This is a genomic window from Nocardia sp. NBC_00416, assembly GCF_036032445.1.
Lineage (GTDB): Bacteria > Actinomycetota > Actinomycetes > Mycobacteriales > Mycobacteriaceae > Nocardia.
The window spans coordinates 1,771,603-1,783,384 of sequence record NZ_CP107932.1; the positions used below are offsets into that span (position 1 = coordinate 1,771,603).

Genomic DNA, 11,782 nt, shown 5'->3' on the forward strand with positions numbered 1-11,782 from the left:
CGCTTGCGTGCACGGCGAATCACCGGAGACGGCGCATGCACGGCGGTCGCGCGATCATTCGACCGGCGTACCCAGCAGCATCTGACCGCTCGATACGTCGGCGATCTCGCGTAATCGCTGTGTGGATGTTCCGAGACGGCTCAACTGGATGAGCCCCTGAGCCATCACCACGACACCGGCACTGCGCGCGGAGAGAGTAGTCGCATCGGCATCGCCGCGGTGCGCGATGCCCTCGGCGACTCCCTGTTCCATGGCCGCCGTGGTGCGGTTGCCGATGCTGATGACCTCCGGCATCCGCGGGCCCAACTGGGCGATGCTGTTCAGCATCAGGCACCCGCGCCGATCCGGCTGCGCGGCGCAGTCGTCGATGATCGCGCGCAGCAGGACGCGCACCGCGTCACGGGCGGACCCGGGCGCGGCCGTCACGACGTCGCGGACGAAGCGGGCACGCAGATCGCAGTACTGCTCGAAAGCCGCCAGGAACAACCCCCGCTTACTGCCGTACGCGGCGTAGATACTGCCGTTGCCGACACCGGTCGCCGCGGAAACATCCCCTACCGCGGTGTCGTCGAAACCACGTGACCAGAACAGTTCCGTAGCGGCGTCGAGGAGTCGCGGCTCATCGAACTGTCGAGGCCGTCCCATTCGGTCACCGTACCAATCGTGCTGCGAGATCGCCCACATGCGCTTGTTATGGAGACACTGCTCCAGAACACTCGCTACATGGTCTCTGACGGTATGGGGTCGCCCCGCAGGCGGATAGGCGTCCTGGTCTTCGACGGCGTGAAAACGCTCGACTTCGTGGGCCCCGCGGAGGTGTTCGTCGAGGCCAACCAGGCGGTGCCCGGATACGAGGTGGTATTGGTCTCGCCGGACGGCAACAGCGTGCAGACCTCGATCGGCGTGCGCATCGAGGTGAGCGCCGCGGCCGCCGACGCCGGGCGGTTCGACACGGTCGTGATCCCCGGCAGCGAACTGCCGCCGTCGAAATTCATCACCCCCGAACTGCTCGCGGCCGCGCGGCACCTGTCCTGGAACACGCGGCGACTCGCCTCGATCTGCAGCGGCGCCTTCGTACCGGCCGAACTCGGCTTCTTGGACGGCCGTCGTACGACCACCCACTGGAAGTTCGGCGCCGACCTCGCGCGCCGCTTTCCTGCCGTCACGGTGGAACCGGACTCGATTTTCGTACGCGACGGCAATCTGTACAGCTCGGCCGGTGTCGCGGCGGGAATCGATCTGGCCCTGGCGCTCGTCGAGGAGGATCACGGGGCCGATATCGCCCGGCGCGTCGCCCAATTGCTGGTGGTCCACCTGCAGCGCGCCGGCGGTCAATCGCAGTTCTCGGCATCGCTGAGCGGCCCGGCGCCGCGCAGCCCACTGGTGCGCAAGGTCGTCGACCTGATCTGCGCAGACCCCGCCTTCCCACATACGGTCCAGACCCTGGCCGACCACGCCCGGGTCAGCGTGCGCCACCTCACCCGGCTCTTCCGCGCCGAACTCGAACATTCGCCCGCCGAGTACGTCGCCTTCATCCGATTCGGTGTCGCACGCGATATGTTGCACGCCGGCCACAGCGTCACCGAGGCCGCGATGGCCGCCGGATACGGCAGCAGCGAGGCGCTGCGGCGCGCGTTCGTGGCCCGTCTCGGCGTCTCCCCGCGCAAGTACCAGCAGCGGTTCCGCTCGACCGGCGTGGTTTCCGCCCCGGAGGTCGCTGTTACCGCCGTCGCGTCCTGATCCGGGGGTTTCACGGCCGGTAGCGAGGGGCGCCGACGAGGTCGCCCGGCGGAAGCTGGATCAGGCGCACGAATCGGCGCCGACACCGCGACCGAATTGAGCCCCCATGACCTCCACGACAACGATTGTTCTCGTCCACGGCGCCTTCGCCGACGCGTCCAGCTGGCACCCGGTCATCGAGCGACTGCTCGCGGGCGGCCACCACGTGGTGGCGCCGCCGGTCGCCGGACGCAGCCTGTCCGCCGACGCTGCCTACATCAAGTCCTTCGTCGAGCAGATCGACGGGCCGGTGCTGCTGGCCGGGCATTCCTACGGCGGCGCGGTCATCACGGTCGCCGGAGTGGCCGAGAATGTCGCCGGTCTGGTCTACGTATCCGGCTACGCGCTGGAAGAGGGCGAGAGTCTCGGGCAGTTGCAGGGCGGCTTCCCGGACTCCGCCCTGGCCGCCCACCTCGTCTACCGCCCCTACCCCACCGATAGCGGCGAACCGGGCACCGATGTCAGCGTCGACCCCGCCGCCTTCCCGGAGATCTTCGCCGCGGGCCTCGATCCGCGGACGGCACGGGCGCTGGCGGTCTCCCAGCGGCCGCTGTCGGCTGTGGCCTTCAGTGAGCCCGCCACCGTCGCGGCCTGGAAGACCAAGCCGGGTTGGGGCATCGTCTCCACCGCCGACCACACCATCAATCCCGAGGTCGAGCGGTTCGGGTACCAGCGGGCCGCGCTGCGCCGGATCGTGGAGGTCGACGCGCCCCATCTGGTCATGCACACCCATCCCGACGAGGTCGCCGGAGTCATCACCGGCGCACTCGACGACCTCGCCTGAATTCCCGCAACATCCCACGCACCGCAACCGAAAGGCACCCGCCGATGACCGGAAACCCGCTGAACATCTCGCTGGAGCAGGCCGCCCAGGAGTTCGTCGACGCGACATCGCAGCCCCCGTTCCTCTACCAGTTGCCGCCGGAAGAAGGCCGGAAGGCGGTGGATTCGGTCCAGGACTCACCGATCGACAAGCCCGAGGTCGACGAGGAGTGGATCACCGTCGAAGGCGGGCCGACCGGGTCGGTCCGCGCGCGGATCGTCACACCGCCCGGCACGACCGGCCCGCTGCCCGTGATCGTCTACACGCACGGTGCGGGCTGGGTCTTCGGCGACGCCCACACCCATGATCGCCTGGTTCGCGATCTCGCCGTCGGCGTCCGGGCGGCGGTCGTCTTCCCGGAATACGACCGCTCGCCCGATGTGCGCTACCCCGTCGCCAACGAACAGTCCTACCGGGTGGCCCAATGGGTGAGCACGCACGGCGCGGAGAAGGGGCTCGACCCGACGCGGATCGCGGTCGCGGGCGACTCGGTGGGCGGCAATATGGCCATCGCGCTGACGTTGATGGCCAAGGAACGCGGCGATATCACCTTCGCTCAGCAGGTCCTGTTCTACCCGGTCACCGACGCGGCCTTCGATACCGGCTCCTACCGGCAGTTCGCCGAGGGCTACTTCCTCACTCGCGAGGGCATGCGGTGGTTCTGGGACCAGTACACCACCAGCGAGGCCGACCGGGCCCAGATCACCGCCTCTCCGCTGCGCGCGACCCGGGAGCAGCTCGCGGGATTGCCGCCGGCGCTGGTCGTCACCGGTGAAGCCGATGTCCTGCGCGACGAGGGCGAGGCCTACGCGGGCAAACTCCGCGAGGCGGGCGTTCCGGTGATCCAGACCCGCTACGGCGGCATCATCCACGACTTCGTGATGGTGAACTCGATGCACGGCACCGAGGCCGCGAAAGCCGCGGTCGCCCAGGCGGTCTCCGTGCTGCGCGGGGCGCTGGGCACAGAATGACGCGTCGCCGCCCTCGCCCGGGCGATCCCCTGATCCGCCGGACGCGGTGAACAGTACGCTCGGGTGAGTGCGGCCGCGCTGGTGGAGTGCGGATCCGCGGGCACTACCACGGCAGGGTTTGATACTCTGGCGGCAACTTGTACCGAAAGGGTGGTTATGCGGTCTACTCTGCTGTCCCGGCGCGACCTCGAGTTCCTGCTCTACGAATGGCTCGACGTCGAAGACCTGACCCGGCGACCGCGCTTCTCGGACCATTCGCGACAGACGTTCGACGCCGTGCTCGAACTGAGCGAACAGCTGGCCACCAAGTACTTCGCCACCCACAACAAACTCAACGACGCCCACGAACCCACCTTCGACGGCGAGACCGTCACCATCATCCCCGAGGTACGCGCGGCCCTCACCGCATTCGCCGACGCGGGCATGGTGGGGGCGACCATGGACACGGAGCTGGGCGGCGCTCAGCTCCCGGCCGCGGTGGCGCAGGCCGCCTTCGCCTGGTTCCACGCCGCCAACCCCGGCACCAGCGCCTATCCCTTGCTCACCATCGGCAACGCGAACCTGCTCAGCGCGCACGCCGACGCGGATCTGGTCCGGCGGTTCGTGCCGCCGATGCTCGAGGGCCGGTACTTCGGCACCATGTGCCTGTCCGAGCCGCAGGCCGGTTCCTCGCTCGCCGATATCGTCACCCGGGCCGAACCCCGGGACGACGGTACGTACCGGGTGTTCGGCACCAAGATGTGGATTTCCGGCGGCGATCACGAACTCGGTGAGAACATCGTGCACCTGGTCCTCGCCAAGATCCCCGGTGGCCCGGCAGGCACCAAGGGGATCTCACTGTTCGTGGTGCCGCGCTACCTGGTCGGCGACGACGGCGCCCGCGGTGAACGCAACGATGTGGTACTGGCCGGGCTCAACCACAAGATGGGCTTCCGGGGGACGGTCAACACGGTGCTCAACTTCGGCGAGGGCCGCTGGACGCCGACGGGCGCACCGGGCGCCGTCGGCTATCTGGTCGGCGAACCGCATCAGGGCCTGAAGTACATGTTCCACATGATGAACGAAGCCCGCAGCGGTGTCGGTCTGGTCGCGGCCGCTCTCGGCTACACCGGCTACCTCGAATCACTCGAGTACGCCCGCGCGCGCCCCCAGGGCCGCACCAAAGGTGCGGCCGACCCGTCCTCCGCACAGCGCCCGATCATCGAGCACGCCGACGTCAAGCGCATGCTGCTCGCGCAGAAGTGCTACGCCGAAGGCGGTCTGGCGCTGGTGCTGTACTGCGCCCGCCTGATCGACGAACAGCACACCGCCGCTTCCGGCGACGAACGCCGCGCCCTCACCCTGCTCCTGGACATCCTGACCCCGATCGCCAAGAGCTGGCCCTCCCAATGGTGCCTGGCCGCCAACGATCTCGCCATCCAGGTGCTCGGTGGATACGGCTACACCCGCGAATACAACGTCGAACAGCACTACCGCGACAACCGCCTCAACCCGATCCACGAGGGCACCCACGGGATCCAGGGCCTGGACCTACTGGGCCGCAAGGTGACCCAGCAGTCCGGAGCGAGCCTGCGCGAACTCGACACCAGGATCCGCGCGACCCTCGCCGCCGCCCACGACCTCGGCGGCGACACCGCGGAGCTGGCCGAACGGCTCGACAAATCCTGGACCCGCCTGGTCTCGGTCACCGGAAGCCTGTTCGCGACGGGAGATATCGAGGTCGCGCTCGCCAACAGCTCGGTCTATCTGGAGGCATTCGGCCATCATGTCCTCGCCTGGATCTGGCTGGACCAGATGGTCGCCGCGCACGGTCACCCGGGCGACTTCTACGAGGGCAAACGGCACGCGGCCCGATACTTCTTCCGCCACGAACTCCCCCGCACCGGCCCGCAACTGGATCTGCTGGCCGACCTCGACACCACCACCCTGGATATGCACGACAGCTGGTTCTGACGCGTCGGCCGATCCCCAGTCTCGCGCGGAAAAGGATTCGCGCGCACGGTCGGGTTTGGACCACCGCTGCCGCCTTCCCCATGGCGCCGAGTACAGCCTCCGCTGGGTGTACCTGCACCTCATCGAGGAATACGCCCGGCACAACGGCCACGCCGACCTGCTCCGGGAACGGATCGACGGCCGCACCGGAGACTGATCCCGGCCCCGCTCAGGTCGCGGCGACGCCGGCGGCCGCGCGAACGGCCGCGGCGACTCCCGCCGCTGCCACCGAATCCCCATGCGCGCACGACCATCCGGTCCGTCCGGACCGCCGGTACTCGAGATAGGCGACGGCATGATCGGTGACCGGATGGCCGATCAGACTCAGCACCTCGATGGCGCGCCCGGCCGCCGCGAGGGCCGCCACGACCGCGGTCACTCGATCGGCACCCTGATGCGAGCTGAGGTGGGCCCGGCCCTCGACCGTCAGCTCGACGGATATTGCGGGCGCCGAATCCCCGCCTGCCACCAGCAGATCCTTCAGCACAACATCCGGCGGTTCCGGAGTATCGACGTAGGCTTCGTCGAACAGGGCACGCAACTGGGCTGCGCTCACCTCGCCGCCGGTGCCGTCGGCGTGATCCTGGACGTGCCGGGCGAAGTCGATCTGCAACCGGCGCGGTGGTTCCAGCCCGTACTCGGTGGCCAGCAGATAAGCGATTCCGCCCTTCCCGGATTGCGAGTTCACCCGGACCACGGCGTCGTAGCTGCGCCCGATATCGGCCGGGTCGATGGGCAGGTACGGGACCCGCCATTCGATCTCGCGTTCGTCGCGGCCGGTGGCGGCGGCTCGGGCGCGGTGTTCGGCGAAACCTTTCTTGATCGCGTCCTGGTGGGTACCGGAGAAGGCGGTGTGCACGAGGTCGCCGACGTAGGGGTGACGGTCGTGGATCGGCAGCCGGGTGCAGTATTCGACGGTGCGCCGGATCTCGTCGATATCGGAGAAGTCGATCATCGGATCCACGCCCTGGGCGTGCAGATTGAGCGCGAGCGTGGCGATGTCGACGTTTCCGGTGCGCTCACCGTTGCCGAATACACAGCCTTCCACCCGCTGCGCGCCGGCCAGTACCGCCAGTTCGGCGCAGGCGACGCCGGTCCCCCGGTCGTTGTGCGGATGCACCGACAGGATGACGCTGTCGCGACGGGCCAGGTGGCGGTGCATGTACTCGATCTGGTCGGCGTACACATTGGGTGTCGCGATCTCCACCGTCGCCGGCAGGTTCAGGGTCACCGGTCGCTGCGGAGTGGCCTGCCACAGTTCGGTGACGCTGTCGCAGATATCGAGGACATAGCCGGGTTCGGTCTGGTTGAACACCTCCGGCGAGAACTGGAAGCGCACCCGCGGCAGGTCGGCGGCCAGTTCGAGCACATCGCGCGCACCGGCCAGGATCAGTTCGCGTACCGCGTGGGAGTCCTTGCCCAGTACGGTGTCCCGCCAGACCGGCGCGGTCGCGGTGTAGAGATGGATCACCACCTCGGTGTGCAGCCCGCGGACCGAGTCGACGGTCCGGGCGATGAGATCGCGCCGGGCCGGAGTGAAGACGACCAGCGTCACATCCGGAGGGACCGCACCGGTATCGGCCAGCAGCCGGACGAATTCGAAATCGGCACGGGAGGCCGAAGGGTAACCGACCTCGATCTCCTTGTAGCCCATGGCGACGAGCAGGGCGAAGAAACGCCGTTTGCGTTCCGGATCCATGGGCTCGGCCAATGCCTGATTGCCGTCGCGCAGGTCGACCGGGACCCACAGCGGCGCCCGCTCGATACGGGCCTGCGGCCAGTGGCGGTCGGCGCGCGGGATATCGACGCGGTCGAAGATGTCGCGGTACCGGTGCGAGGGCATGCGGGAACCGCGCTGCCGGTACCAATTCGGCGCGTCGGCGGGGACCGCGCCGACGGGGGTGTCGATGGTGGGATGGGCTTGTGTGCTCATAGGGTGCTCTCCCCGGACTTTCTCGATCATTCGGCCGTCTCGAAACGGTGACCGGCCGACGACAACCCCACGGCGGGGCGGCCGATCGTTCAGGCCCCGCCGTGGCGGTCGAGGAGAAGCTCCGGGTGCGACATATGGCAGACTGTACACGACTCCTCAGACAAGTAGCGAGGTTCAGCATGGTTACCCAGGTGCGACGCCACCCATTGGCCGAGCAGACGGCCGAACTGCTGCTGGCGCGGATCCGTGCCGGCGAGTGGCCGCTCGGGCACCGGCTGCCCGGCGAGACCACCCTGGCGGCCCAGCTCGGCGTCGGCCGTTCGACGCTGCGCGAGGCCATCCGCGAGCTCGCGGGGCGGGGCGTCCTGGCCAGCAGGCAGGGGGCGGGCGTCTTCGTCACCGCTCTCGACATCGCCGAGGACTGGGATATCGTGGTGCGCCGCGCCACCATCGCCGCGGTCGTCGAGGCCCGGATGGCCATCGAGACCGAGGCGGCCGCGCTGGCCGCCCACCGCCGGACCCCGGCCGATCTGCGCACGATCCGGCGCACTCTGGCCGGCCGGGCCGTCGCGGGATTGTCGGTACCCGAGCACGTCGACGCCGATATGGCCTTCCATCGGGCCGTGATCGTCGCCGCGCACAACGACATCCTCATCCAGCTGTTCGATACTTTCCTGCCCCGGCTGCGGACCGCGATGATCGATATGTTGCACATCCGCCCGCTGCCCTCCCTACCCGCCGATCACGCGGCGCACGAGCGGCTCGCCGCCGCCGTCGCCGCTCGCGACCCCGACGCGGCGGCCGCACACAGCCGCGCGCATCTGCGTGCCATCAAGGAGGCATTCTCGTGACCACACCCGTTCTGGAACTGACCGATGTCACCTTCCGGCGCGACGGCAACCAGATAATCGACGGGATCTCGCTGACCGTGCGCGCCGGTGAGCACTGGGCGCTGCTCGGCCCGAACGGGGCGGGCAAGAGCACCCTGCTGGGCTTCTGCGGCGCGGTGACCCACCCTTCCAGTGGCACGGTCCACGTACTCGGCGAGCAACTGGGTCACGTAGAACTGCAGAAGCTGCGGCGCTCGATCGGACATGTCGACCCGCGCCATCCGCTGCGCTATCCGCTGCCGGTACGCGATGTGGTGCTCACCGGCCTCACCGGCACCGTGGACACTCCGACGCGCTGGTCGGCCCGGGCCGACCAGATCGATGCCGCGACAGCGGCCCTCGAGGCCGTCGGCATGGCGGCCAAGGCGGATCGCAGTTGGCTCACCCTCTCCCAGGGCGAGCGCGGGCGGACCCTGATCGCGCGCGCGTTGATCACCGCCCCCCGGCTGCTCCTGCTCGACGAGCCGACCACCGGTCTCGATGTGGCGGCCCGGGAACAGCTCCTGCATACGATCGATGCGCTGGACCGAACGCATCCCGACCTCGCCTCGGTACTGGTCACCCACCACCTCGAGGAGCTGCCGACGACGACCACCCATGCGCTGCTGATCGCGGGCGGCCGCACGGTCGCCACGGGTTCGGCCGCCGAAATCATCACTACGGCACATATTTCGGCGGCTTTCGACCATCCGGTGCGGGTCGAGCGGCAGGGCGGCCGCTGGTCGGCGCGATCTCCGCTGGCCCTGCCGGCCTGAGCGGCTCTACACTCGATACCCCGGGATCAGGATCTACTCCGTTTTAGATACACGGGACATAGTGTGTACCATAACGAAGTGACCACCGCGAGCCGCACCTCCAGACCGCCCGGCCGCCCGGCCTCGGCAACCCGCGAAGAAGTCGTAGCACTGGCCCGGCAGGCCTTCCTCGGCGGGGACCGAGTCGACGTCCAGGCGATCGCGGCCCAGCTCAAACTGAGCCGAGCCTCCATCTACCGCTGGTTCGGCTCCCGCGACGGCGTGCTCGGCGCCGTGCTGGCCGGGGAATTCGAATCTCTCATCGAACGCGCGGACGCCCGTCGGCGCGACTCCGGCGCCCGGCGCATCCTGACCGTCCTCGACCGGGTCAACCGCTGGATGGCCGGCAACGAACCGTTCCGGCAGTACTTCGAGAACGAGCCGCTGGCCGGGCTGCGCATCCTCACCTCCAGCGACGGGCCGGTCCAGCCGCGCATCCTCGTGGCGGTGGAAGGGCTGATCACCCGCGCCGAGGAGCAGGACGGGTACGCACCCCACCTGGAACGCTCGCTGCTCGCCTACTCCCTGGTGCGGCTGGGAGAGGCGTTCCTCTACCAGGACAACGTGACCGGCCTGCGCGGCGATGTGGACCGCCTCCACCAGGTCCAGGCCGCCCTGCTGGGAATCGATCTACCGGACGACCGACGGCCGCGGCGGCCATGATCGGGTCATGGATACCTCCCCGCCGCGGCCCGGCGCCGCGGGACTGATACTCGCCGCCGGCGCCGGACGTCGCTTCGGCCGCCCCAAAGCCGAAGTCGTGGTGGACGGCGAACGACTCGTGGACCGCGCGGTCCGGCTGCTGCGCGACGGCGGTTGCGCACGGGTGGTCGTGGTGTCCGGAGCGGTGGCATTGGACGTCCCCCACGCCACGGTGGTGCACAACCCGCACTGGGAGACCGGAATGGGCTCTTCGCTCGCCACGGGGTTACGCGCGGTGCACGAGACCAGGGTCGTGGTGGTTCCTGTCGATATGCCCTGGCTCGGGGCCGAATCCGTACGCCGGCTGCTGGCGAGTGACGCACGGCTGGCAATGGCCGCGTACGGCGGTCGGCCCGCGCATCCGGTACTGCTCGGCGCCGAATACTTCCCCGCGATAGCGGCCGAGGCGGCCGGCGATATCGGCGCGCGAAAGTTTTTGACCGCCAACCCCGCTCTGGTTCAGCATATTCCGTGCGACGGCACCGGCTCGCCGGACGACGTCGACACTCCGCAGGACCTGATGCGCTGATCCTCGCCGCGCGCCGAGCCGGATCCGGCGGCGTCGACCCGGCCCGCTACGGCGGAAGTATGGATCGGCCGCCGGGTGGCCGAGAGCGAGCGCGCCGACCCGCCGTGACGCCGCGCGATGATCTCCGCGCCGATGGCGACCGCCGTCTCCTCCGGAGTACGCCCGCCCAATTCCAGCCCGATCGGGGAATGCAATCGCGCGAGTTGATCGTCGGTGACGCCGGCCGCCCGCAGCGCGGCCCGACGTTCTGCGTCGGCGCGGCGCGATCCCATGGCGCCGATATAGGCGACCGGCAGCCGCAGCGCCTCGACCAGTACCGGGATATCGAACTTCGGATCATGGGTGAGCACACACAGCACGGTCCGGGAATCCACCGCGGTGCCGCGCAGATAGCGGTCCGGCCATTCGGCGATCACCTCGTCGACCTCCGGCAGCCGAGCGCGATCGGCGAAAGCCGGGCGCGCCTCGCAGACGGTGACCCGATAGCCCAGCAATCGCCCGACCCGGCACAGGGCGGCCGCGAAGACATTCGCGCCGAAGATGATCAGCCGCGGCGGCGCGGCGAACGAGACGACGAAAACCGCACGCGCGGCGGCCCCGCAGCCGATCACCTGCACCGTGCCGACCCCCTGACCCAGCACGGCACGCGCCTGCTCCACGACCGAATCCGGCCAGTCACCCGTCGTGGTCACCGTCCGGGAGGTGACCGCCAGCATCGCCCCGGTGCCGAGATCCCGGACCAGCGCGACGGGTTCGGACCCGTCGAGTGCGGCCTCGACGGCCCGGCGGTCCGCGGCCGTGATCCGCTGGACGAAGACTTCGAGTTCACCACCGCAGGTCAGGCCGACGGCGAAAGCGTCGGAATCGCTGTACCCGAATGTCTGCCGCACGGGCTCACCCGAGGCCAGTACCGCGGTGCACAATTCGTACACCGCGCCTTCGACACAGCCTCCCGACAGGCTCCCGTGTACCGAACCGGAGGCGTCGACCGCCATACAGGTCCCGAGCGGCAGCGGGGCACTACCCCGGGTCGCCACCACGGTCGCCAGCGCGTAGACGACGCCCTCGGCGTGCCATCGAACCAGGTGCGCGGCCAGGTCGCGCATACTCCACCTCCTCGCCGCAACGGATACCGGAAACCGGTGACAACATGCGAGAATACCACTTTCACAAAATGACATTGGAATTCTTGAACACGACATATCCTGTATTGACACTGCCCTCGCACCAATGCTAGACAAGTGCTCAGCATCAGCGTGCCGCACCTGTGGGCGCTCGGATGCCGGCGCCCGCGACATCCCGCGAACGGAGGAACGGCCGGATGGGTCGAATCAGGCTGTCTCGCAGCACCACCAATCAGGTACCGACG

The 11,782-nt window shown here is 68.9% G+C and carries 11 protein-coding genes and 1 pseudogene; 9 read left to right on the forward strand and 3 right to left on the reverse strand.

Annotated features, from left to right (window positions below):
* Positions 1 to 54: 54 nt before the first annotated feature.
* Positions 55 to 645 (reverse strand): TetR/AcrR family transcriptional regulator, encoded by a 591-nt coding sequence (locus OG804_RS07855; RefSeq protein ID WP_328395398.1) that lies wholly within the window; start codon positions 643 to 645, stop codon positions 55 to 57.
* 78 nt (positions 646 to 723) lie between these two features.
* Here OG804_RS07855 and OG804_RS07860 point away from each other — a divergent pair, with 78 nt between their 5' ends.
* The 5 genes and pseudogenes from OG804_RS07860 to OG804_RS07880 form a co-directional block, all read left to right on the forward strand.
* A complete protein-coding gene (locus tag OG804_RS07860) occupies positions 724 to 1,740 on the forward strand; it encodes a GlxA family transcriptional regulator (RefSeq protein ID WP_328395400.1) in 1,017 nt (338 codons plus the stop codon).
* Positions 1,741 to 1,846: 106 nt separating this feature from the next.
* Positions 1,847 to 2,563 (forward strand): alpha/beta fold hydrolase, encoded by a 717-nt coding sequence (locus tag OG804_RS07865; RefSeq protein ID WP_328395402.1) that lies wholly within the window; start codon positions 1,847 to 1,849, stop codon positions 2,561 to 2,563.
* 44 nt (positions 2,564 to 2,607) lie between these two features.
* Positions 2,608 to 3,573 carry an alpha/beta hydrolase gene (locus OG804_RS07870; RefSeq protein ID WP_328395404.1) on the forward strand — a complete coding sequence of 322 codons (966 nt, stop codon included), beginning with the start codon at positions 2,608 to 2,610 and terminating at the stop codon, positions 3,571 to 3,573.
* A 156-nt stretch (positions 3,574 to 3,729) separates the two neighbouring features.
* On the forward strand, positions 3,730 to 5,526 hold the full coding sequence (locus tag OG804_RS07875) for an acyl-CoA dehydrogenase (RefSeq protein ID WP_328395406.1): 1,797 nt from the start codon (positions 3,730 to 3,732) through the stop codon (positions 5,524 to 5,526).
* Positions 5,527 to 5,569: 43 nt separating this feature from the next.
* Positions 5,570 to 5,722, forward strand: a pseudogene (locus tag OG804_RS07880) (mycothiol transferase); the annotation flags it as partial.
* A gap of 12 nt (positions 5,723 to 5,734) precedes the next feature.
* Here the strand turns inward: OG804_RS07880 and OG804_RS07885 are convergent.
* A complete protein-coding gene (locus OG804_RS07885; RefSeq protein ID WP_442941862.1) occupies positions 5,735 to 7,408 on the reverse strand; it encodes a 2-isopropylmalate synthase in 1,674 nt (557 codons plus the stop codon).
* 269 nt (positions 7,409 to 7,677) lie between these two features.
* Here OG804_RS07885 and OG804_RS07890 point away from each other — a divergent pair, with 269 nt between their 5' ends.
* The 4 genes from OG804_RS07890 (at position 7,678) to OG804_RS07905 (ending at position 10,413) form a co-directional block, all read left to right on the forward strand.
* Positions 7,678 to 8,349: a FadR/GntR family transcriptional regulator gene (locus tag OG804_RS07890; RefSeq protein WP_328395410.1), complete on the forward strand. Its 672-nt coding sequence runs from the start codon at positions 7,678 to 7,680 to the stop codon at positions 8,347 to 8,349.
* Entirely contained in the window at positions 8,346 to 9,143 is a 798-nt protein-coding gene (locus OG804_RS07895; RefSeq protein WP_328395412.1) for an ABC transporter ATP-binding protein, read from the forward strand. Before OG804_RS07890 ends, OG804_RS07895 begins: the two co-directional genes overlap by 4 nt.
* A gap of 78 nt (positions 9,144 to 9,221) precedes the next feature.
* Entirely contained in the window at positions 9,222 to 9,845 is a 624-nt protein-coding gene (locus tag OG804_RS07900; RefSeq protein WP_328395414.1) for a QsdR family transcriptional regulator, read from the forward strand.
* Between the two features lie 7 nt (positions 9,846 to 9,852).
* Positions 9,853 to 10,413, forward strand: a complete 561-nt coding sequence (locus tag OG804_RS07905) for a nucleotidyltransferase family protein (RefSeq protein WP_328395416.1) — start codon at positions 9,853 to 9,855, stop codon at positions 10,411 to 10,413.
* Here OG804_RS07905 and OG804_RS07910 read toward each other — a convergent pair.
* Complete coding sequence (locus tag OG804_RS07910; protein ID WP_328395417.1) at positions 10,344 to 11,519, reverse strand: XdhC family protein; 1,176 nt, start codon at positions 11,517 to 11,519, stop codon at positions 10,344 to 10,346. The two genes, OG804_RS07905 and OG804_RS07910, sit on opposite strands and share 70 nt — an antisense overlap.
* Between the last annotated feature and the right edge of the window lie 263 nt (positions 11,520 to 11,782).